This window comes from Pararhodobacter zhoushanensis (genome assembly GCF_003990445.1).
In the GTDB taxonomy this organism is placed as follows: domain Bacteria; phylum Pseudomonadota; class Alphaproteobacteria; order Rhodobacterales; family Rhodobacteraceae; genus Pararhodobacter; species Pararhodobacter zhoushanensis.
On sequence record NZ_REEZ01000003.1, the window covers coordinates 102,530 to 121,845 of the forward strand.

Annotated in this window: 22 protein-coding genes; 12 read left to right on the top strand and 10 right to left on the bottom strand. The window is 64.6% G+C overall.

Features of this window, described 5'->3' with window-relative positions; all coding sequences use genetic code 11:
- Position 1: 1 nt before the first annotated feature.
- Positions 2 to 997, bottom strand: coding sequence for a Hint domain-containing protein (locus EAE28_RS08575; RefSeq protein WP_127105439.1), 996 nt, complete (start codon positions 995 to 997; stop codon positions 2 to 4).
- 152 nt (positions 998 to 1,149) lie between these two features.
- Here EAE28_RS08575 and EAE28_RS08580 point away from each other — a divergent pair, with 152 nt between their 5' ends.
- The 5 genes from EAE28_RS08580 to EAE28_RS08600 all read left to right on the top strand — a co-directional run bounded on the left by EAE28_RS08580 (position 1,150) and on the right by EAE28_RS08600 (position 4,771).
- Positions 1,150 to 1,929, top strand: a complete 780-nt coding sequence (locus tag EAE28_RS08580) for an SDR family oxidoreductase (protein WP_127105440.1) — start codon at positions 1,150 to 1,152, stop codon at positions 1,927 to 1,929.
- Positions 1,930 to 2,105: 176 nt separating this feature from the next.
- A complete protein-coding gene (locus EAE28_RS08585; RefSeq protein WP_127105441.1) occupies positions 2,106 to 2,705 on the top strand; it encodes an HAD family hydrolase in 600 nt (199 codons plus the stop codon).
- A 55-nt stretch (positions 2,706 to 2,760) separates the two neighbouring features.
- On the top strand, positions 2,761 to 3,579 hold the full coding sequence (locus EAE28_RS08590; protein ID WP_127105442.1) for an alpha/beta fold hydrolase: 819 nt from the start codon (positions 2,761 to 2,763) through the stop codon (positions 3,577 to 3,579).
- Positions 3,576 to 4,523 carry a threonine ammonia-lyase gene (locus EAE28_RS08595; RefSeq protein WP_127105443.1) on the top strand — a complete coding sequence of 316 codons (948 nt, stop codon included), beginning with the start codon at positions 3,576 to 3,578 and terminating at the stop codon, positions 4,521 to 4,523. The genes EAE28_RS08590 and EAE28_RS08595 overlap by 4 nt, the downstream gene beginning before the upstream one ends.
- Positions 4,520 to 4,771: a DUF167 domain-containing protein gene (locus EAE28_RS08600; RefSeq protein ID WP_127105444.1), complete on the top strand. Its 252-nt coding sequence runs from the start codon at positions 4,520 to 4,522 to the stop codon at positions 4,769 to 4,771. The genes EAE28_RS08595 and EAE28_RS08600 overlap by 4 nt, the downstream gene beginning before the upstream one ends.
- Here EAE28_RS08600 and EAE28_RS08605 read toward each other — a convergent pair.
- The 3 genes from EAE28_RS08605 to metG form a co-directional block, all read right to left on the bottom strand.
- Complete coding sequence (locus tag EAE28_RS08605; RefSeq protein ID WP_127105445.1) at positions 4,759 to 5,010, bottom strand: hypothetical protein; 252 nt, start codon at positions 5,008 to 5,010, stop codon at positions 4,759 to 4,761. The two genes, EAE28_RS08600 and EAE28_RS08605, sit on opposite strands and share 13 nt — an antisense overlap.
- A 150-nt stretch (positions 5,011 to 5,160) precedes the next feature.
- On the bottom strand, positions 5,161 to 6,111 hold the full coding sequence (locus EAE28_RS08610) for a hypothetical protein (protein ID WP_127105446.1): 951 nt from the start codon (positions 6,109 to 6,111) through the stop codon (positions 5,161 to 5,163).
- 97 nt (positions 6,112 to 6,208) lie between these two features.
- Positions 6,209 to 7,939: a methionine--tRNA ligase gene (gene metG / locus EAE28_RS08615; RefSeq protein ID WP_127105447.1), complete on the bottom strand. Its 1,731-nt coding sequence runs from the start codon at positions 7,937 to 7,939 to the stop codon at positions 6,209 to 6,211.
- Between the two features lie 207 nt (positions 7,940 to 8,146).
- Between metG and EAE28_RS08620 the strand changes: the two genes are divergently transcribed.
- A complete protein-coding gene (locus tag EAE28_RS08620) occupies positions 8,147 to 9,913 on the top strand; it encodes a hypothetical protein (protein WP_127105448.1) in 1,767 nt (588 codons plus the stop codon).
- A gap of 76 nt (positions 9,914 to 9,989) precedes the next feature.
- On the top strand, positions 9,990 to 11,303 hold the full coding sequence (locus EAE28_RS08625; protein ID WP_164736587.1) for a trypsin-like serine peptidase: 1,314 nt from the start codon (positions 9,990 to 9,992) through the stop codon (positions 11,301 to 11,303).
- A gap of 223 nt (positions 11,304 to 11,526) precedes the next feature.
- Here the strand turns inward: EAE28_RS08625 and EAE28_RS08630 are convergent, their stop codons facing one another.
- Both EAE28_RS08630 and EAE28_RS08635 read right to left on the bottom strand, forming a co-directional pair.
- On the bottom strand, positions 11,527 to 11,832 hold the full coding sequence (locus tag EAE28_RS08630) for a hypothetical protein (RefSeq protein WP_127105450.1): 306 nt from the start codon (positions 11,830 to 11,832) through the stop codon (positions 11,527 to 11,529).
- Positions 11,832 to 12,176: a DUF883 family protein gene (locus EAE28_RS08635; RefSeq protein WP_127105451.1), complete on the bottom strand. Its 345-nt coding sequence runs from the start codon at positions 12,174 to 12,176 to the stop codon at positions 11,832 to 11,834. Before EAE28_RS08635 ends, EAE28_RS08630 begins: the two co-directional genes overlap by 1 nt.
- 167 nt (positions 12,177 to 12,343) lie before the next feature.
- Here EAE28_RS08635 and EAE28_RS08640 point away from each other — a divergent pair, with 167 nt between their 5' ends.
- On the top strand, positions 12,344 to 12,517 hold the full coding sequence (locus EAE28_RS08640; protein ID WP_127105452.1) for a DUF1328 domain-containing protein: 174 nt from the start codon (positions 12,344 to 12,346) through the stop codon (positions 12,515 to 12,517).
- Between the two features lie 123 nt (positions 12,518 to 12,640).
- Positions 12,641 to 13,138, top strand: coding sequence for a Dps family protein (locus tag EAE28_RS08645; RefSeq protein WP_246022315.1), 498 nt, complete (start codon positions 12,641 to 12,643; stop codon positions 13,136 to 13,138).
- Positions 13,139 to 13,307: 169 nt separating this feature from the next.
- On the opposite strand, the gene EAE28_RS08650 is transcribed toward EAE28_RS08645, so the two are convergent.
- Positions 13,308 to 14,120, bottom strand: coding sequence for a response regulator (locus tag EAE28_RS08650; protein ID WP_127105453.1), 813 nt, complete (start codon positions 14,118 to 14,120; stop codon positions 13,308 to 13,310).
- A 112-nt stretch (positions 14,121 to 14,232) separates the two neighbouring features.
- On the opposite strand from EAE28_RS08650, the gene EAE28_RS08655 reads away from it, so the two are divergent.
- From EAE28_RS08655 to EAE28_RS08665, 3 genes are read left to right on the top strand one after another with little or no spacing between them, the layout of a single operon-like run.
- Positions 14,233 to 14,391 carry a NepR family anti-sigma factor gene (locus EAE28_RS08655; RefSeq protein ID WP_127105454.1) on the top strand — a complete coding sequence of 53 codons (159 nt, stop codon included), beginning with the start codon at positions 14,233 to 14,235 and terminating at the stop codon, positions 14,389 to 14,391.
- Positions 14,381 to 14,956: an RNA polymerase sigma factor gene (locus EAE28_RS08660; protein WP_127105455.1), complete on the top strand. Its 576-nt coding sequence runs from the start codon at positions 14,381 to 14,383 to the stop codon at positions 14,954 to 14,956. Before EAE28_RS08655 ends, EAE28_RS08660 begins: the two co-directional genes overlap by 11 nt.
- Positions 14,953 to 16,710, top strand: coding sequence for a sensor histidine kinase (locus EAE28_RS08665; RefSeq protein ID WP_127105456.1), 1,758 nt, complete (start codon positions 14,953 to 14,955; stop codon positions 16,708 to 16,710). The genes EAE28_RS08660 and EAE28_RS08665 overlap by 4 nt, the downstream gene beginning before the upstream one ends.
- Positions 16,711 to 16,769: 59 nt before the next feature.
- Here EAE28_RS08665 and EAE28_RS08670 read toward each other — a convergent pair whose 3' ends face one another.
- The 3 genes from EAE28_RS08670 to EAE28_RS08680 all read right to left on the bottom strand — a co-directional run bounded on the left by EAE28_RS08670 (position 16,770) and on the right by EAE28_RS08680 (position 19,265).
- Complete coding sequence (locus EAE28_RS08670) at positions 16,770 to 17,789, bottom strand: AI-2E family transporter (protein ID WP_127105457.1); 1,020 nt, start codon at positions 17,787 to 17,789, stop codon at positions 16,770 to 16,772.
- 85 nt (positions 17,790 to 17,874) lie between these two features.
- Complete coding sequence (locus EAE28_RS08675; protein WP_127105458.1) at positions 17,875 to 18,387, bottom strand: PRC-barrel domain-containing protein; 513 nt, start codon at positions 18,385 to 18,387, stop codon at positions 17,875 to 17,877.
- A 221-nt stretch (positions 18,388 to 18,608) separates the two neighbouring features.
- A complete protein-coding gene (locus EAE28_RS08680) occupies positions 18,609 to 19,265 on the bottom strand; it encodes a DUF1236 domain-containing protein (protein WP_127105459.1) in 657 nt (218 codons plus the stop codon).
- Between the last annotated feature and the right edge of the window lie 51 nt (positions 19,266 to 19,316).

Consider the following 19,316-nt stretch of genomic DNA (forward strand, 5'->3'; position numbering starts at 1 on the left):
TTCAGGCGCGGAGGGCGCTGGGACGGTCGCGCAGGCGCGAGACCAGCTCGGGGCGCAGATCGGCGCCGGTGTGCAGGCGTTGACTGAGACCGGGGAAGGCATCGCGCAGCGGCGCGGCCAGATCCTCGGGCAGGCGGGTCAGGACCGAGGGGCAGACCATCAGGCTCTCACACGGCACACCCTCGGCATAGATGACTTCATGCGCGTCGAAGACCAGCGAGAAATATTCAACGAAGCCGCCCTCGCGGCGCAGGATTGTGGCATCGTCGACCAGATGACGGGCCTGCACCAGCAGCTCTGCCGCGCCCGCCAGCGCCCGGGCGTCGCGGCGATAGAGGAACAGGCGGTGATAGGGGCTGACCGACAGCGGGCCGGGATTGCCCATCACGCCGGGCAGTACCACGACCGGGGCAAAGCCCCCCTCGGCCCTCAGCGTCACAGCGCCTTTCCAGCGCAGGGGCTGGGCGGCATGGTCGCGGGTGATCACCACGTCGCCGGGTTGTAGATCCTCGACCGGCAGCTGCCGCCCGTCGGCCAGCGCGATGCGGGTGCCGCGCGCGAAGGCCCCGGCGACGACATCGGCCAGCCGGATCGGGCCGGGCGCGTCATCGGTGGCGATGAGCGTATAGGTCAGCTTGGCGCGCAACGGCGACAGCGGCAGCGCAACCCGTGCGCCGGTGATGGCCAGCACAAGGACTTCGACCAGATCGCCATCGGGGGCCATCAGGGACAGCCGGCCCTGCAGCTGCACGGTGTCCCCGGCCCCGCCAAAGGCGCAGCCGTCGGCCAGTCGCCCGGCCTCGAGGTCCAGCATCAGGGTGATCGGTGCGGCGTCCTCGGCCAGCCGGTAGTAATCGCCATGGATGCTGTCCACCGGCGCAGGCAACGGATCGCCCGCGTTCGCGCCAGAAAGCACGCGCAAGCCGTCGGCGGCGTAGACCGTGACCGCATGCGCAGCCGGGGCCGAAGAGCGCGCGGTCAGGGGCTGGGCGGGCATAGGTGATTTCCGGCTGCGGGTGAACAAGCGGCGATACTACGGGTAGGGGGTGTTGAACGTCAATCGGCGGTTGCAGGCGGTCGCGCAAGCCTGCGCGTTGCCGCCGAAGGGGACGGGTGCTAGGTCTTGGGAAAACAGCAGGAGACATCGGTATGGATCTGGGGATCAAGGGAAAACGCGCGCTGGTGTGCGCTTCGTCCAAGGGCTTGGGCCGGGGCTGCGCCGAGGCGCTGGCCGAGGCGGGCTGCACAGTCGTGATGAACGCGCGCGGGGCCGAGGCGCTTGAGGCGACAGCGGCCGAGATCCGGGCGAAATACGGCGTCGAGGTGATCGCCGTCGCGGCGGATATCACCAGCGAGGAGGGCCGTCGCAAGGTGCTCGACGCGGCCGGGCAGATCGACATTCTGGTCACCAACGCGGGCGGCCCCCCTCCGGGGATGTGGAGCGACTGGACCCGCGACGATTTCATCAAGGCGCTGGATGGCAACATGCTGACCCCGATCGCGCTGATGCAGGCCAGCCTGCCCGGGATGATGGAGCGCGGCTGGGGCCGGGTGGTCAACATCACCAGTCAGGCGGTCAAAGCCCCGCTGGGTGTGCTGGGCCTGTCCAATTCGGCGCGCACCGGACTGACGGGCTTTGTTGCAGGCACCGCGCGGCAGGTCGCCGGGTCCGGCGTAACGATCAACAACCTGCTGCCGGGCACGCATGACACCGACCGTGCCGTATCGCTGGATACGGGCGCAGCCAAGGCGCAGGGTGTGAGCATGGACGAAGCGCGCAAGGCGCGGCAGGCGTCGATCCCCGCCGGGCGTTACGGCACGGCCGCCGAGTTCGGCGCTGCCTGCGCCTTCCTGTGCAGCCAGCACGCCGGCTTCATCGTCGGGCAGAACCTGCTGCTGGACGGTGGGGCGGTGAACACCACGATGTAAAGGGGGGGGGGGAGCGGCGCTCGGGGGCATCTTGCGTCACGGGCAATCGTCCACTGGACGATTGCCTTTTCGCTCCTCACCCCTCGCGCCGCCGGGGGGCGCTGCCCCCCACCGGGCCGTTCCGGCCCGCCCCCCGGGATATTTTCAGAGCAAAGAAACAGGGACAGGGGGTTGCGGTGCACGTGGTTTTCGATGTCGGGAATGTCTTGATCCGCTGGCGGCCTGAGCGGGCGGTGGCGCATGTCTATCCTGATCGGGATGAGGCTTTGGCCTATCTTGAGGCCGTCGGGTTTGCTGAATGGAACTATACTCAGGACGGCGGGCGGTCTTTTGCCGAAGGGATTGCGGCATTGGAAGCGGCCCATCCGGGGCAGAGTGGTCCGCTGAGCAGCTATGTCGCGCGGTTTGGCGAGACGATTGCCGAGCCGATCAGCGGGACCTGGGAGCTGCTCGACCGGCTCAAGGCGCGCGGGCACCGGTTGTTCGCGATCACCAATTTCGCCGCCGAGACATGGCCGGTGGCCCTGCAGGTTCACCCGCGGCTGGGCGAAGTGTTCGAGGATGTCGTGGTGTCGGGGTTCGAGAAACTGCTCAAGCCGGAACCCGCGATTTTTGATTGCCTGCTCAAGCGCAACGGCTTGCAGGCGCAGGACTGCCTGTTCATCGACGACAGCCCCGCCAATGTGACCGGCGCGCAAGCCGTCGGCATGGCCGCGCACCTCTTCACCACGCCTGAGGCGCTGGAAGCCGACTTGATCGCCAGCGCGCTGCTCTGAACCTTGCCCGCCCCCGTGCCGCGTGGTCTAGTGCATCAAAACGAGAGTTCGGCCCATGCCCCATTTCACCGCCGCCGATGGTGCGCGTCTCTATTTCACCGACGAAGGGCACGGTATCCCGCTGCTCTGCCTTGCCGGGCTGACGCGCAATTCCTCGGACTTTGATTACCTTGCCCCGCATCTGCCGCCCCTGCGCCTGATCCGCATAGATTATCGCGGGCGCGGGCAGTCGGACTGGACCGGGGCCGAGAGCTATACCATCGTGCAGGAGGGCGCCGATGCGCTGGCGCTGCTCGACCATCTGGGGCTCGAGAGCGCGGCGATTCTGGGCACCTCGCGCGGCGGGCTGATCGGCATGTATCTGAGCGCAATCGCCCCTGACCGGGTGCGCGGGCTGATCCTGAACGATGTCGGCCCGGTGATCGACCCGCTGGGGCTGGCACGGATTGGCGACTACATCGGTCGCGCCCCCTCGGCGCGCAGCTATGCCGCAATGGCGGTGGCGCTGGAGCACATGATGGACGGGTTCGAGGTGCCTCCCAGTCGCTGGATGGAAGAGGCGAAGAAGCACTATATCCTGACCGATCAGGGGCTTGATCTGACCTATGATCCTGCCCTGCGCACCGCCTTCCTTGAGGCGATGAAAGCCCCCGCCGCCGATGCCTGGCCGCTGTTTGACGCCTGCAAGACCAAGCCGCTGGCGCTGATCCGGGGGGCCAATTCGGACCTGCTGACGCAGGCGACGGCGGATGAGATGGCCGAGCGCGCGCCTGACATGATCTACGAGGAAGTGCCCGACCGCGCGCATATCCCGTTCCTTGACGAACCCGAGGCGCTGCGCGCCATCCACCGCTTTCTGGGACTGCTGATATGAGTGACATCACGATGATCGAGGCCGCCGCCGGGCGGCTGGCCGGCCACGCGCGGCGCACGCCCCTGCTGACCTCACCCTTTCTGGACGAGATCGCCGGGCGGCCGGTCTTTGTGAAGGCCGAATGCCTGCAACACACCGGCTCGTTCAAGTTTCGCGGCGCGTGGAATGCGGTCTCGGCGCTGAAACCGGCGGGGGTGCTGGCCTATTCCTCGGGCAACCACGCGCAGGGCGTGGCGCTGGCGGCAAGGCTGCACGGGATCCCGGCGGTGATCGTGATGCCCGCCGACTCGCCCGCGATCAAGCTGGCCAATACCCGCGCGCTGGGGGCCGAGGTGATCACCTATGACCGCGCCACGGTGGACCGTGACGCTCTGGGCGCGAAGATCGCGGCCGAGCGGGGGCTGACGCTGATCAAGCCGTTCGACATGGCCGAGGTCATCGCGGGGCAGGGCACCACGGGGCTGGAGATCGCCGAGCAAGCGGCCGAGGCCGGGGTGACGGCGGCCGAGGTGCTGGTCCCCTGCGGCGGCGGTGGGCTGACCTCGGGCATCGCGCTGGCGCTGGCGGCACGCGCGCCGGGCATGGTGGTGCGGCCTTGCGAGCCGGAGGGCTTCGACGACGTGGCGCGCTCGCAGGCGGCAGGCCAGCGGCTGCGCAACGACCGGCTCTCGGGCTCGATCTGCGACGCGATCATCACGCCCGAGACGGGCGATCTCACCTGGCCCCTGCTGCGCGATCTGTGCGGTCCGGGGCTGGTGGTGAGCGAGGATGAGGCGCTCAAAGCGATGGCGCTGGCCCATGACCGGCTCAAGATCGTGCTGGAACCGGGCGGGGCCGTGGCGCTGGCCGCTGCCCTCTTCCGCCCCGGCACCGGGCCGGTGATCGCGGTCGCTTCGGGCGGCAACGTCGACCGGGCGATGATGGCGCGCGCGCTGGCGACATGAGCCTGCCGGACCTCTCGGCCCGCGCGCTTCCCGGCGCGCGGCTCACCGTTCGCGCGACGCCCAAGGCCCGCCGCAATGCGATCGAGGACGCTGATCCGCTCAGGATCTGGGTGACCGCCGCGCCTGAGGACGGCAAAGCCAACGACGCAATTCGTAAAATTTTAGCGAAATCGCTGGGCGTCGCGCCCACAAGGCTCACCTTGCTGCGCGGCCAGACGGCACGCGATAAGCTGTTTCAGCTGGACTGAGGATTGCCTGTAGGCCGCAGCCGGTACACGCCCTCGGGCAGATCCAGCGCCGCGCTCAATTCCTTGAGTTGGTGCATCGACAGATGCACCGCGCTGACCTCATCGGTGTCGGGATCGACCTGCAACAGCGATACGCCCGCGTCGTGGCTTTCGATGATCACATCCTCATGCAAGGGGGTTTCCCCCTCGTCGATAAGGGTGATCACGGTGGCGTCGAATTCGTGCTCGATGGTGAACATGCGCCAAGCCTAGCGCAGCCATCCCCACGCGCAATCGAAATCGCCTGCCATTTTCTGTCCGTAAATATCCACGGGGGGATCCCCAAGGGGGGAGCGTGCTCCCCCCTTGGGCGAGGGGGTTCGGGGGGCGAGCAGCCCCCCGACGCTCGCTCAATCCGTCTCGGTGATCGCCGCAGACCCCAGCGCAACCCGCGCCACCTCGGTCTCGCCAAACAGCAGCCGTGCCTCGGTCAGCCCCTCGGGCACCACCCAGATCACCGTGCGCTCGGCTGAGTCGCCGATATCGGTGCCGTTGAACTGCGAATCGAGGATGCGGCGCATGAAGCGTTCGCCGATCATCCCCATCGTCGCACCCGAGGCGTCGACCAGCCGGAAGTTATGCGTGTTCCAAGTAAAGCGTTCGCCGTCGTCGACCTGGTTCGACGTGACGCCCGTCACCTCGATCTCGACCTCGGCCAGCACCATTCCCGCGGGGGCGGTGATCGTCGAACTCATCATCTCATCCCCACGCCCGTCCTCCAGCGCGACCGTGCGAAAGCGGCGCACGGCAGTGGGGCGGAAGCTGGCGAACGCGGCCGCGTCCTCTTCCATCACCGGGCCGGGGATACTGACCTGCCCCTCGAAGCGCACATCGTCGCCACCAATGCGCAGGGTTGCGGTGTTCACGCCCTTGGGCACGCGGAACATGCCGTTCCAATAGACATCCTGATCCTCGTCAGGAAAATTGCGCGGGCGGCGAGCGGACATCGTTCGCGATTGCAGGCTCAACTGTCCCCAGGTTGCATAACTGCCCTGTGCTTCCAATTCGGTCCCGTCGGGCAGCACCAGCAGGATGTCGCGGGTATTGGCCTGCACGCGCTCGATGCTGTCGGACCACGGCCCGTCAAACACCGCGCGCACGTCGACCAGCACATGCCCCGGTATGCGCACGGTTTCGACCAGACCCGCAGGACGGTAGGGCCGTTCCTGCCAGTTGCTGGCCGATTCATACGAACGGGCGGTGACGCTTAACGGTGTGAGGGTGACCTGCGCCAGACCCGGAAGGGCAAGCAATGCCAGCGCAGAGGAAAGGGCAAAAGCCCTGAATGGTTTAGATTTCATAGCAAAAATGACCCATGCAAAACCCCGCCCAAAATCAGCGGGCGGGGTCAGGGTCGTGTACAGGGTGATTCGCGTCAACCCAGCGGGGGTCAGCGCATCAGCTCCGCACCCCGGCAAAGCGGCTTTGCCAGTCTTCGCGCTGCTCGTCGGTGATCTTGGTGAACAGCACCTCGGGCGTGGTAAACGCGTGGCCGGCGGGCAGCAGTTGCAGGGCAGCGGCCACGTCATCCGGCCAGCTCCAGTCGTCGGACGCCATCGCCGACATGGTCGATTGCGCCGCCTCGGGGATGAAGGGCTGCGAGATCACGGCGTAGAGCCGGATCAGGTTCAGCGCCAGACGGATCTGCGCCGCGGCCAGCGCCGGGTCGGTCTTGAAGGTCGACCACGGCGCTGCCTCTTGCAGGTATTCGTTGCCCAAGACCCAGATCGCGCGCAGCTCGTTGGCCGATTTGCGCACTTCCATCGCTTCCATCAGCTGCTCATAGCTGCGGATCTTCGCGGTCAGGTCGGCCACCAGCTGCGCTTCACGCGGGCCGGTTTCGCCGCCCTCGGGCACCACTTCGCCGAATTTCGAGCGGCAGAACTTGGTCACCCGGCTGACAAGGTTGCCCAGCACATCGGCCAGATCCTTGTTGGCCGAGGTCTGAAAATTCTCCCACGTAAACTCGCTGTCCGAGGATTCCGGCGCGTGGCTGAGCAGCCACCAGCGCCAGTAATCGGCGGGCAGCAGGCTGAGCGCCTGATCCATGAACACGCCGCGTCCCTGCGAGGTGCTGAACTGGCCGCCGTCATAGTTCAGGTAGTTGAACGACTTGATGTAATCGACCAGTTTCCACGGCTCGGCCCCGTCGAAATTGGCACCCATCAGCGTGGCGGGGAAGCTGAGCGTGTGGAAGGGGACGTTGTCCTTGCCCATGAACTCGACATAGCGCACGTCCGCCGCGCCCTTGTCCTCGCGCCACCAGCGTTCCCATGCGTCATCGCCCAGACCCTGCGCATGGGCCCATTCGGCGGTCGCGGCGATATATTCGATGGGCGCGTCGAACCAGACGTAAAAGACCTTGCCCTCCATGCCGGGCCACGGCGCGTCGCCGTCCCTGACAGCAACCCCCCAGTCCAGATCGCGGGTAATGCCGCGGTCCTGCAGTCCGTCGCCGTCATCAAGCCATTTCAGCGCGATCGAGGTGGTCAGGATTGGCCAGTCGTGCTTGGACTTGATCCAGTCGCGCAGGCTGTCGCGCATCGACTTCTGACGCAGGAACAGGTGTTTGGTCTCGCGCACCTCCAGATCGGTCGAACCCGAGATCGCTGAGCGCGGGTTGATCAGGTCGGTGGGGTCCAGCTGCTTGGTGCAATTTTCGCACTGATCGCCGCGCGCCCGGTCATACCCGCAGTTGGGGCAGGTGCCCTCGATATAGCGATCAGGCAGAAAGCGGCCATCGGCATTGGAATAGACCTGCTTTTCGCTGACTTCGGAAATCAGGCCCGCCGCTTTCAAACGCCCGGCCATATGCTGCGTCAGCTGGTGGTTTTCGGGGCTGGACGAGCGGCCGTAATGGTCGAACGACAGTTTAAAACCATTTGCCAGCTCGGCCTGAACATCGTGCATTTCGGCGCAATACTCGGCCACCGGCTTGCCTGCCTTGGCAGCGGCCAGTTCGGCGGGGGTGCCGTGTTCGTCGGTTGCACAGATGAACATGACCTCGTGGCCACGGGCCCGCATGTAGCGGGCATAGAGATCTGCGGGCAACTGGCTGCCAACCAGATTGCCCAAGTGCTTGATCCCATTGATATAAGGTAACGCAGAGGTGATAAGGATGCGCGCCATGTGGGGATGTCCCTGTCTTGCCGTATGCCGGATTTGCCTGTCCTTACAGCAAGGTGACGCTTGCTTCCATCCCCAGTGCACCTTGCCGTGAGAAGGCGGCAAGGTGATTGACGCCCACCAAGCGCACAAGGCAAGCTTTCGTTGTGGGCATTTGCCGAAGCTAAAAAGGAATTGTGAATGACGCGTATTCAACGGAACCGATTGTCAATGAGTACTGCCGCAGTGGCCTTGTTCCTGCCGATGACGGCGGGCGTGGCATTGGCGCAAAGCTCGGGATTCGCCATCGAAATCGGGCCGGGCACCGATCCCTATTCCAGCACCCGGATCGGCGCGCGTGTGTTCGGGACGGCCACCGACCCGGCCGCAAGCTTCGTGCGTGGCTGTCAGGGGGCGATGATCCCTGAAGCGTCAGGGGCGGCGTTCGAGGTTACGGACCGGATGGAAACGCTGGCCTTCACCGCTGCGGGCGAGGGGCTGCGCAGTCTGGTGGTGGGCTCGCCGAACGGTCTGTATCAATGCGCATTGGCCGATGACGAGGGCTTTGTGAGCACGCAGCTGGCCGGTGTCGCGCCGGGGCGTTACACCGTCTGGCTGGGCGGCGAGGAAGGCAGCACGATTGACGCACGCCTCTTTGCCTCCGAGCGTGCGGTGTCGGCCATGGAGCTCTTCGGGCTGAATGTCGCCCGTCTGGGCGAACCGCGCGCCGGTCGCTTTGTCTTCGCCGCCAGCGCCGAAACCGGCCGTCAGGATCTGGTGCAGGACGGCGTTCTGTATGCCAACACCGAAATGCGCCCACTCGCGCCCGAAAGCTGCTGGGGCTACAGTCAGTTCGATGCCGCCGATGCGGTGCTGACGCTGGACGAAGACGGCGATGACTTCAGCATCTTTGCGATGTCGGATCGTGATCTGGTGATGGCGGTGGTCGATCCTTCGGGGCAGGTGCATTGCAACGACGACGTGTACCAGCTGAATCCCGGCGTCACGCTGACAGGGGCGGCAGGCGATTATCAGATCTTCGTCGGCGGCTATGGACAGGGAGGCGACGGCTCGACCTATGATCTGTACACCTCGGTCGGCGCGCCGGCGTTCTCGAACGCCATCGTCGATCTGGACGGCGCGCCGCGCGCAGGCACAATCAGCTTCGATCTGAGCGATGCGGGGCAGGGGCAATTGCTGGCGACCGGGCCGGTCCACGCGTTTGATCCGGTCAATCTGTTGCCAATGAGCAGCGATTGCCGGGGGTACACCGATCTGTCGGCCCCCGATCTGGTCATGACGCTTGATGCCGCCGAGCCGATGATCTCGCTCTACGCACGCTCCGAGACGGATCTGGTCATGGCGGTGCGCGCGCCGGACGGCAGCTGGTCGTGCAACGATGACAGTTTCGAGCTGAACCCGGGCCTGAGTTTCACCGATGCGCAACCGGGTGAGTATCTGGTCTATGTCGGCGCCTATATGTCCGACGTGACGGGCGAGTATAACCTCTACGCGTCGATGGGGTCGCCCAACTGGGGCGGTGCGGTCCCGGCCGGGGGCTCGATGGCGCCCGACAGCCTGAACGTCACGGCCGAACCGACGGTGGGCACGCTGTCCTTCGGGCCGGACACTCTGCTTGATCCGCGTATCATCTTCGATATCGAGGCCAGCACCACCGAGGCTTTTGGCATGGGAACCGGCTGTGCCGGGTTCATCTCGCCCAGCCAGCCGGATCTGGTGATCGATGCGCAAAGCGGACTGCCGCAGCTGATGATCTACATGGTCGGCGATGTGGACAGCACGCTGGCTGTGGTCGGACCGGACGGTCAGATCTATTGCAACGATGATTTCGAGCAACTGAACCCCGGTGTGATGATCCCCAACCCGCAGCCCGGGCCCTATGCTGTCTTTGCGGGCAGCTATGGCGGCGATGGCGGTCTGGCGACGCTGGGTGTCACCATTGCCTCGCCGCAATGGGTCATGGACCGCGAGCACTGAGCACGCCCCGCCCCCCGGTTTTTGCGCCGGGGGGCGACCACGCTATTTTGCCGACGCGTATTTCCGGGGGGTTCCCATGCGTTTTTCCACTGATTCTTTGACCCGTTTGGGTTTTGCTCTTGGCGTCAGCCTGATGATCGGGCTGCCGGGGGCGGCTCTGGCGCAGGAAAACACCTGCCGCTGGGCGAATGACAACGAATGCGATGAAGCGCGCTATCAGGGGACCGGGGCCTGCGACAATGGCACCGACGCCAATGATTGCCGGGCCGAGGCCGCGGCGTGGCAGCGGCTGATGGACGCGGTGCCCTCGGCCGTGCGGGCCTCGTTGGGCACCGACAGCTGCCGCTGGGCCAATGACCGAGAATGCGACGACATCAATTTTGGCGGCACCGGGGCGTGCTCGCCGGGCACCGATGCGTCCGACTGCCGGGCGCTGGCAATCGGCGGCGACGAGAGCTGCCGCTGGGCGCATGACAATGAATGCGACGAACCGGGGATCGGCACGGGGGTCTGTACCTCGGGCACGGATACGTCGGATTGCGCGGCAGCGGCTTTCCTGCGCAACCGCTCGAACAATTGTGAGACCGCGTTCAACGATATCTGCGAAGAGCCGGGCAGCGGGCGCGGCTCGTGCCGGGCCTATACCGACACCGCCGATTGCGTGGGCCGGGATCGGCCCGTGACCGGGCGTGACCATTACTTTGGCCATGACGACCGCGTTCAGGTCGATGTCACGCAAATGCCGTGGCGGGCTGTCGGTTTGCTGACGCTCGAAGATGGCTCGTGCACCGCAACGCTGATCGCACCGCGACTGATCGCGACGGCAGCGCATTGCATGCAGGGCGAGAACGGCGCGATGGCCAAAGTGGTCAGCTTCCGCGCCGGGGCGCGCGGGGATACCGAACAGGGCCGCGCCGGTGTGATCAGCAGCGTGGTCGCGCCGGATTACTCGGATCAGAGCGCCCCGCCCAATGGGGGGAATGGCGACGACTGGGCGATCCTGACGCTGGACCGCGATCTGGGGACCGAAATCGGCTTTGTGCGGCCCTACGTGTTCGACAAGACCGACCTGTCGGCGATCAGAGCCGGGACATTTATGGTGAGCCAGGCGGGCTATAGCTGGGATACGGGCGGTTATCTGTCGGGGCACATGGATTGCCGGATCCTTACGGCCTATCGCGACGGTTCGATGATCCATACCTGCGACACCACCCGGGGCGACAGCGGTTCGCCGATCTTGCACCAGATCAACGGCGAGTGGCGGCTGATCGCGGTGGACAGCCAGTTCTTCGACGCGCAGCCGCCGTTCCCACAGATGTCGTCGTCGCATCTTGCCGTCGACACCCGCGCTTTCGCGGACGCGCTGCGCCGCGCTGGTGCGCTGAACTGAATGGATAGGCAGGGGCGGCGCTCGCCCCCATCGAGGGGGCTCGCGCCGCTCGGGGGCGCTGCCCCCGCCGGGCCGTTCCGGCCCGCCCCCGGGATATTTCAGGCATAAAGTTGGACAAGGTTAACGAAAAGTTAAGCCCAACTTTATGCTCTAAATATCCTCGGGGGGTGAATTTGGCTTTAGCCAAAGAGGGGGGCAGAAGGCCCCCCTTTCTACTGTCCTGTCAGCGGCGGGACTTCAGGGCCTGAGCCGAGCCATAGCCTTGCGCGAAGGCGGCGATTACCGCGGTCAGGGGGCTTGCCGGGGGCGGCGGCAGGCGACGGGGCCGGCGTATCAGCAGGGCCAGAGTCGCGCCGCCGATGATCAGCAAGGCACCGCCCATGGCAGCGGCGGTCCACATCGGGCCCCAACTCAAGACCAAGGCGATCCAGACAGCGCGCAGCAGCAAAACCAGCCCCGCCCCGGTGAGGGCGAGGCCGAGGGCCCCGACGACCGCCGTTTTAGCGATGTGACGGGGGTCAGGCAGCATCAGCGGCGCGTCGCCAGAGCGCCGACGAGAAAGCCCACCGCAGCGGCACCGGCAACGGCACCTGCGGGGTGTTCCTTGAGCAGATCTTCCGCGTTCCCTGCGACGGTTTCCGCCGTCGAGCGCAGGTTTTGCAGCTGCTTCTCACCTGTTTCACGGACCGAAGCGGTCACCGAGCCTGCGGTGTCGCGCACCGAGGCAGCCGTGTCGGCCGCGCGTTGGCTCATCGAGCGTTCCTGCGCCGAAGCAAAGGCGCGCAATTCACTGGTCAGCGCGCCGAGGTCTGCTTTCAGGGTGTCGAACTCTTTCTTCAGGTCGGCAGTGCTAGGCTGGGTCGTTCTGGCCATGGTGGCCTCCTTTGAATACGTTTCCACGTCTGGTGGTAAAACGCGTCAGCGCGGATCGGGTTCCACACCGCAAGCAGACTCTTTTTTCGGAACCAATTGTCGCAGGCCCCTGTTGATGTGGTGAAGGTCGGGCATTTTGCTCGCCACATTTTCAAAGGAGAACTGCCATGCTCGGTTGGGCCCTCACGTTCTTTGTCATCGCCATCATCGCCGCCGTCTTTGGGTTTGGCGGCATCGCCACTGCTTCGGCCGGGATCGCCAAGATCCTGTTCGTTATCTTCCTGGCGCTGTTCGTCATTGCCCTGATCGCCCGCGCCGTGCGCGGTCAGCCGCCAGTCTGACGCGCCGGTAAAAGGCTCAGTCAGCCTGACGACCGTCCTGAAAGGCTGACCAATCAAGGGGCGGGCAGTGTGCTCGCCCCCTGCTTTTTCAGCACCCTGAGACTATTCTGAGGAGACAACACCATGAAAGATCTTCGCACCGTTACGCCCGACGCCACCAAAGTGAACACCGGCGTCAAGAACCCCGAAAAAGTCGCGGAATCGCTGACGCAATTGCTCTCGGGCACCTACGATCTGCTGATCCGCACGCATGAAGTGCACTGGAATATCGAAGGTCCGATGTTCTACTCTGTCCACATGCTGACCGAAGGCCAGTACGGCGAGCTTTTCACCGCGACCGATGTGCTGGCCGAGCGTATCCGTGCCCTTGGTCAACTCGCGCCGATCCAGCCCGGTGGCTTGGTCCATCCCGACGCGCCCAAAAAGGACGCGGCACCGGCAACGGCCGAAAAGATGGTCGAAATGCTCAAAGACCGGCACGAGGCGCTGGCGCGTCTGTCGCACGAGTTGGTCGAGATTGCCGAAAAGGCGAAGGATCCGGTGACGGCCGATCTGGCGACTGCCCGGTCGACGGTTCACGAAAAGGCCGCGTGGATGTTGCGGTCGATGATCGCGCACTGACGGTCTGGTGCAGGCTCCGATCGATCCCTCGTACAACCGCTCGGGCTTGTAAAACTGCCCCGCGTCCAGACGGGCGCGGGGCTTTCTTTTCCGTCGCCTTCCGCGCTGTAACAAATAAGGGCGCCCCGAAGGGCGCCCTCATGCGATAAAAGCGACTGCAAATGCCGGATCAGGCGCGCAGTGTTTCGGTCGACGCGAAGAACATCGCCTGGCTGACCGCCGAGCGAACCTGTTCTTCGGTATAGGGTTTGGTGATGACAAACGCAGGCTCGGGCCGGTCGCCGGTCAGCAGACGCTCGGGGAAGGCGGTGATGAAGATCACCGGCACATCGGCGGCGCTTTTGAGGATCTCGTTCACGGCCTCGATGCCCGACGAGCCATCGGCCAACTGGATGTCCGACAGGATCAGATCCGGGCGTTCCTTGCCAAACAGGGCGGTTGCAGCCTTGTGGGTCGGTGCGACACCAGTGATCCGGTGGCCCATGTCGGCGACGATGGATTGCAGATCCAGCGCGATGATTGCCTCATCTTCGATGATCAGGACGCGGCCGGCGATGCTGTCTTCCATGTCGCGCAGGGCGATGCGGTACAGCTCGGTCACTTCGCTTTTCTCGACGCCCATGATCTCGGCGATCTCGTCTTCGGTGAATTCCTCGATGGTGCGCAGGAGCAGCACTTCACGGGTGTTGGGTGCCAGACGCGACAAATGGCGTTGGGCGCGCGCAGAGATACCGCTATCGGTGCTCTCGGTCAGGGCGCCTGAGGTGGACCAGATCGCATGAAACGACTTGAACAGCGCAACCTTGTGCGAATGCCCTTCGTCGAACACCGAACGATCAGTCAGCAAGGCTTCGAGCGTGGCGGCTGCATAGCGGTCGCCGGTGGACTGGTTTCCACTGAGGGCACGCGCGTAACGGCGCAGGAACGGCAGCAGATCAGCGACGATGACAGAGAGGAACTGCTCCTTCTGGGAGGTCGGCATTTTTTATCAGTCCTTTCGCGAATTTTCTTGGAACCAAACGCGGCTCAGGACGTTCGGTTCCAAACGACGTACAACTTTTTTGCGCCACAGGCACGCATCCCGAGAAGGGCACATGGATCAAGAAACAAATCAACACGACATCGAGGACCAGATCTCAGAGAATCTTCGCCGGGCGTTCAAAGAGCGCGCGGATGAAAAGGTTCCGGATCGGTTCCTCGATCTCCTTCGTCAACTCCGTGATCAGGACGGAGAGCAAATGAATGGCCAATGACACGCCACAGATCGATCCGAGAGACGATCTGGTCAATCACCTCGGACCGATGCGGGCCTTTGCGCTGTCCTTGACGCGCAACGGTGCCGAAGCTGATGATCTGGTACAAGAAGCGGTGATGAAAGCCTGGAAGAACATCGAAAGCTTCCAGGTTGGCACGAACATGCAGGCGTGGCTCTTCACCATCTTGCGCAACACGTTCTACTCGCTGCGCCGCAAACGCTCGCGCGAAGTGTCGGATCCCGATGGGATCGCCGCCTCGCAGCTGTCGGTGAAACCTGCGCATGATGGCCGGTTGCAACTGGGTGAGTTCTTCGAGGCCTTTGCCAAGCTGCCGGTCGAACAGCGCGAAGCGCTGGCGCTGGTCGGGGCATCTGGCTTTTCGTACGAAGAAGCGGCCGATATGTGCGGCGTTGCTGTCGGCACGATCAAGAGCCGCGCGAACCGCGGTCGTGCGCGGCTTGCCGAACTGATGCACACCGGCGAAGAGGGCTATGCCGACATGACGGACCGTGTCACAACGGCTATCGTCAATTCCGGTGCACAGGGGCGGCTGATCGCGTGACAAAGACATCCTGGTGGCCGTTCCGGGGCCTGGCGGCTCGGGTCGCCGGGACACTGGCAGTGGCGCTGCTGCCGATCGGGGCGATTGCCGTGTTTCAGGCCGTCCAGATCGGGGCGGAAGAACAGCGGCGCCTTGAAGCCGCCCTGCTGACCTCAACGGCCGAAGCGTCTGCCGGTGAAGCCCTGGCAATCGCCTCGGCTTCCGGGGCAGTGTCGACACTGGCCGCGCATATGGCTGCCGATGGCAGGACGGGCGACAACTGCTCGGACATGTTCGAGACGCTGGTGCAATACACGCGGCAGTTTTCCTTCGCCGGATACACCGATCTCGACGGCACGTTGCAATGTGCCTCGGAAGGGGTAGGGCGCGATATGCGCGACGGCATGGTCTTTCCGATCATGGACGAACAACGCCGCCCGTTGGTTCTGGCCAGCGGCTATGGTTCGATCAGCGGAACGTCGGTGATCGTGTCGGCAGCGCCGGTCTATCGCGGCACCGACTATCTGGGGTTCGTTGCGGTCTCGGTGCCGCATTCGCGTATTTTTGGGATTCCCGGGAGTGTAGGCACCGAAAGTGCCCTGAACATCGTCACCTTCAACGCCGACGGTGCCGTGCTGTCGGCGGATCGCGCGTTCGACCGGCTGGAGAACACGTTGCCCGTGGGGCGCGCGCTTACCTCGCTGGTCAGTCCGCGCCAGTATGCGTTTTCCGGGCGTTCCGTGGATGGCGAGGACCGGATGTTCGCCGTCGTTCCCATCATCCCCGGCGTGATCTACGCCCTTGGCAGCTGGCCGCGCGAGACCATCGTATGGTCGCGCCTTTCCCCCGTGCTGTTTCCGGTGCTGATGCTGATCGTCGGGCTGATCGTGGCCTTTGGCGCGGTGAATGCGCTGGTGATCCGCCATATCCGGCGGCTCAAGAACAACCTCAAGGTCTTCTCGGGCTCACGCCGCATCGTGCCGCTGTCGAATGGCCGGGGCATGGCGCAAGAGCTGGCCGAGATTGACGAGGCCTGGACCGATCTGGCCAGCCAACTGGTGCATGACGAGGCCGAGCTTGAGAACATGGTGCACGAAAAGAACGTGCTGCTCAAAGAGGTGCACCACCGGGTCAAGAACAACCTGCAACTGATCGCCTCGATCGTGAACCTGAAGATCCGGCGCGCCCATTCGCCCGAAGCCCGGCGCACCTTGAAAGAGGTGCAGGGCCGGGTGATGAGCATCGCGTCGGTACACCGGGCGCTCTATTCCAGCCCGAGCAACGCGCAGGTTCGCGCCGACGAACTGCTGCGCTCGGTGATCGACTCGACCATCATGGCGGGCACGACCGAGGATTGGAGCGTCGAGATCAACCAGACCTATGCGCCGGTGCTCTTGTATCCCGATCAGGCGGTGCCGCTGTTGCTGCTGGCCAGCGAAGCCGTCACCAACGCCTTGAAATATATCGGACGTCTGGACGATGGCCGCGCCGAGCTGGACATTGCCCTGACCTCGGTGACCGAGGATGAAGCGATGCTGCGCGTCAACAACACGCGCGGCACGCCGTTCATTCCACCTGATCAGGTGGCGGGTTCCGGGCTTGGTCGCTCGCTGATTGCCGGCTTTGCGACGCAGGTGGGTGGCACGGTCGAGACGCTGGTGGATGACAATTTCTACGACTTTCGCCTGACGTTCGAGGCCGAGGCTTTCGATCCCTCAGAGCGTGAAACCATCGTCGAGGATGTTGAACTCGACCGCGAGGGCGACAGCGATTGAACAAACACCGCGCAAGGCATGTGCCCTGCGCGGTGTTTGGCTTTCGCGGTGATGATCCGTTACGAATAGCTTGGATCAGAAGCCAGCCGTTGCGACGCCGCGCTCCACAGCGCTTGCGACCATAGCACCAGCGGGATCGCGACGATGCCGCCGATCGGCCCCCACAGCCACAGCCAGATCGTCAGCGACAAGAACACCAGCAGCGGGTCCAGTTTCAGGCGCTGGCCGACAACCATCGGGGTGACGAATTGCGCCTCGATCAGGTTGATCGACAGATAGATCACAGCGGGAACCACGACGGCGAACCCGTCAAAACTGACGGTCCCGGCCAGCAACAGGGCACCGGCCACCACCGCCGGGCCGAGATAGATCACGAAATTGGCCAGCGCCACGACCATGCCCCAGACCGGAGCACCAGGCAGGCCATAGGCGGTCAAGGCCAGCCCCACCGCCAGCCCGAGCCCGGCGTTGATCAGCGAGACCGCACCAAAATAATGCGCGACGCGCGCTTCGGCGTTCTCGAAATCCGCGCGGGTGAAACCGGCAACTTCGGCCCAGCCATACGCCCGGTCCTTGCCCAGCAGGAAAAAGAACAACCCGCCCAGAAACAGCAGCGCCTGCGCCATCACCTGCGGCGCCAGCCATGCCGCATCGGCGAGCGAGGGCAGGGCGCTGCCATCGCCGCCGGCATCTGCACCGGCGCTATCGGGGGCGATCGCCTCCATCACCTCGCGTTGCAGGTTGAACAGCCCGGTCAGCTTGCTGCGCAGGTCCAGCCCGGCCGAGCGCAGTTCGCGCACCAGTTGCGGCCAGTCGGCGATGATATCGGCCACCCAGGGCCGGAAGATCAGCATGAGCGCCGCAATCACCGACAGCGCCAGAAACAGCGTGGCCAGCGCAGCGGCGGCGGCGGGTGCGCCCATCCGGCGAAAGGCGTTCTGGGCCGGCGCAAGCACCAGAGCCGTGACGAAGGCCAACACCAGCGGCGCGAGGACGACTTCGGCCTCGCGCAGGGCAGCGGCGACAAGCAGCAAGGCGATGATCGTCTCGGGCCAGCGTTGGCGCAGAAAGGCGGACATGGGGAACCTGTGCGGTGAGAGGGGTGGGGGCACTTACGAAAAAGCGGGGCCCAAAGGCCCCGCTCTATGTAGCATAGTTACCGGATTACATCTCGACTTCCGGCATGGCTTCCAGTTCTTCCTCGGTGTAGCTCACGGTCACGAAGTCCAGATCGCCATTGTCATCCATCGACGCGGTGGCCGAGGTGGCGTCAATCGCAACCGGCTTTTCACCGATGCCCAGGAAACCACCCACGTCGATCACCAGACGCTCTTCACCTTGGGTCTGCGAAGCAGGCAGCACCGCGCTGATTTCGCCGACCAGCTCTTCGTTCTGGTCAAACACGCGGACGCCGACCAGCTCTTCAGCCGTCGCCAGCGTGGTAATCGACGGGGCCGCGTCCATCGGCGTGGTGGCGGTCGCGTTGTCGTCGGTCATCAGCAGCGGCGAGGTCGCATCGTCGGTCGCCTGATCTGCCGGGAGCGTCGCTGCCGGGGCTTCAGGCTGGATGGTCACGTCGGTATTGGTGTTGGCGTCCATGGTCTGGGCGTAAGCGGCGGTCGAACCGGCGGTCAGGCCAAGCATCATGGTGATAAGCAGAGCTTTGTTGGTACGCATAATCTCTCTCCATCATGTCGACGCGTTGCTGCGTCTTCTGGGTATACAACGCAAGGTTGGGTGGATGGTTCCTGACCGGGGCAGATTTCTTTCGCGAATCGGCGGATAATTTTCTTATAAAATCAATGTGATAAGCGGGATTTCGCCCAAAGGAAAGGCGCGGCTCACCTAAGGTGGGCCGCGCCGGTGGTCGGGTCCGAAGACCCGGCCGGGGGGAGCTGTTAGCGGACCACCTGCACGATGCGGCGGCTTTCGCGTTCCACAACGACCAGATCGCCGTTGACGTTCAGATAGGCCAGTTCAGAGGCCTGCGGCACGTCATACACCATGACGTCAGCCGGAACCGCCGCGCCAACCACCGGCTCACCGGTCAGGAACACGGGCTCGACCGGGTTTTCGGTGATGTAATAGGTGACCTCGGGGTCAACGGTCGCGTTGGCCGCAATGCCCGACACCATGCCGCCAACAACCGCACCCACCGGACCCGCGATCAGCGCCCCCGCGATGGCACCTGCACCGGCCATCACCGCCGTAGCCTCGTCGCGCTCACCGGTGTCTTCGATCACGGTGACAGTCTGCGCGGTCATCTCGGGCAGGGGTTTGGCCGTGCCTTCGTCATCGAACATCAGGTAAGGGGCATAGGCCCAGCCCTGTGCATCGCCATTGTTGACCTCGCACCAATCCTGGGTGGACAGGCAGCCGGAAACCATCACGCTCTCGTCGCTCTGGATCACGTCGAGGATGTTATACTGCGGCCCGGGACCGGCGCGCAGGTTCAGATCCGAGGTCGCCGACGCCGTCAGCGCAGCGGCCATACCGCCCGAGGTAGCAAGGGCCAGAATCGACGCAGCGGCGATGGTATAGGGTTTCTTGATCATAGGTCACTCCATTCATTCTCCGCTCGGGCAGTCGCTGCCTGCGGTCACGGG

What these genes read in the sequence shown, in the direction of transcription:
- EAE28_RS08575 (WP_127105439.1), bottom strand. Translation starts at nt 997, where the DNA reads ATGCCCGCCCAGCCCCTGACCGCGCGCTCTTCGGCCCCGGCTGCGCAT.
- EAE28_RS08580 (WP_127105440.1), top strand. Translation starts at nt 1,150, where the DNA reads ATGGATCTGGGGATCAAGGGAAAACGCGCGCTGGTGTGCGCTTCGTCC.
- EAE28_RS08590 (WP_127105442.1), top strand. Translation starts at nt 2,761, where the DNA reads ATGCCCCATTTCACCGCCGCCGATGGTGCGCGTCTCTATTTCACCGAC.
- EAE28_RS08595 (WP_127105443.1), top strand. Translation starts at nt 3,576, where the DNA reads ATGAGTGACATCACGATGATCGAGGCCGCCGCCGGGCGGCTGGCCGGC.
- EAE28_RS08600 (WP_127105444.1), top strand. Translation starts at nt 4,520, where the DNA reads ATGAGCCTGCCGGACCTCTCGGCCCGCGCGCTTCCCGGCGCGCGGCTC.
- EAE28_RS08605 (WP_127105445.1), bottom strand. Translation starts at nt 5,010, where the DNA reads ATGTTCACCATCGAGCACGAATTCGACGCCACCGTGATCACCCTTATC.
- EAE28_RS08610 (WP_127105446.1), bottom strand. Translation starts at nt 6,111, where the DNA reads ATGAAATCTAAACCATTCAGGGCTTTTGCCCTTTCCTCTGCGCTGGCA.
- metG (WP_127105447.1), bottom strand. Translation starts at nt 7,939, where the DNA reads ATGGCGCGCATCCTTATCACCTCTGCGTTACCTTATATCAATGGGATC.
- EAE28_RS08620 (WP_127105448.1), top strand. Translation starts at nt 8,147, where the DNA reads ATGAGTACTGCCGCAGTGGCCTTGTTCCTGCCGATGACGGCGGGCGTG.
- EAE28_RS08625 (WP_164736587.1), top strand. Translation starts at nt 9,990, where the DNA reads ATGCGTTTTTCCACTGATTCTTTGACCCGTTTGGGTTTTGCTCTTGGC.
- EAE28_RS08630 (WP_127105450.1), bottom strand. Translation starts at nt 11,832, where the DNA reads ATGCTGCCTGACCCCCGTCACATCGCTAAAACGGCGGTCGTCGGGGCC.
- EAE28_RS08635 (WP_127105451.1), bottom strand. Translation starts at nt 12,176, where the DNA reads ATGGCCAGAACGACCCAGCCTAGCACTGCCGACCTGAAGAAAGAGTTC.
- EAE28_RS08640 (WP_127105452.1), top strand. Translation starts at nt 12,344, where the DNA reads ATGCTCGGTTGGGCCCTCACGTTCTTTGTCATCGCCATCATCGCCGCC.
- EAE28_RS08645 (WP_246022315.1), top strand. Translation starts at nt 12,641, where the DNA reads ATGAAAGATCTTCGCACCGTTACGCCCGACGCCACCAAAGTGAACACC.
- EAE28_RS08650 (WP_127105453.1), bottom strand. Translation starts at nt 14,120, where the DNA reads ATGCCGACCTCCCAGAAGGAGCAGTTCCTCTCTGTCATCGTCGCTGAT.
- EAE28_RS08655 (WP_127105454.1), top strand. Translation starts at nt 14,233, where the DNA reads ATGGATCAAGAAACAAATCAACACGACATCGAGGACCAGATCTCAGAG.
- EAE28_RS08660 (WP_127105455.1), top strand. Translation starts at nt 14,381, where the DNA reads ATGGCCAATGACACGCCACAGATCGATCCGAGAGACGATCTGGTCAAT.
- EAE28_RS08670 (WP_127105457.1), bottom strand. Translation starts at nt 17,789, where the DNA reads ATGTCCGCCTTTCTGCGCCAACGCTGGCCCGAGACGATCATCGCCTTG.
- EAE28_RS08675 (WP_127105458.1), bottom strand. Translation starts at nt 18,387, where the DNA reads ATGCGTACCAACAAAGCTCTGCTTATCACCATGATGCTTGGCCTGACC.
- EAE28_RS08680 (WP_127105459.1), bottom strand. Translation starts at nt 19,265, where the DNA reads ATGATCAAGAAACCCTATACCATCGCCGCTGCGTCGATTCTGGCCCTT.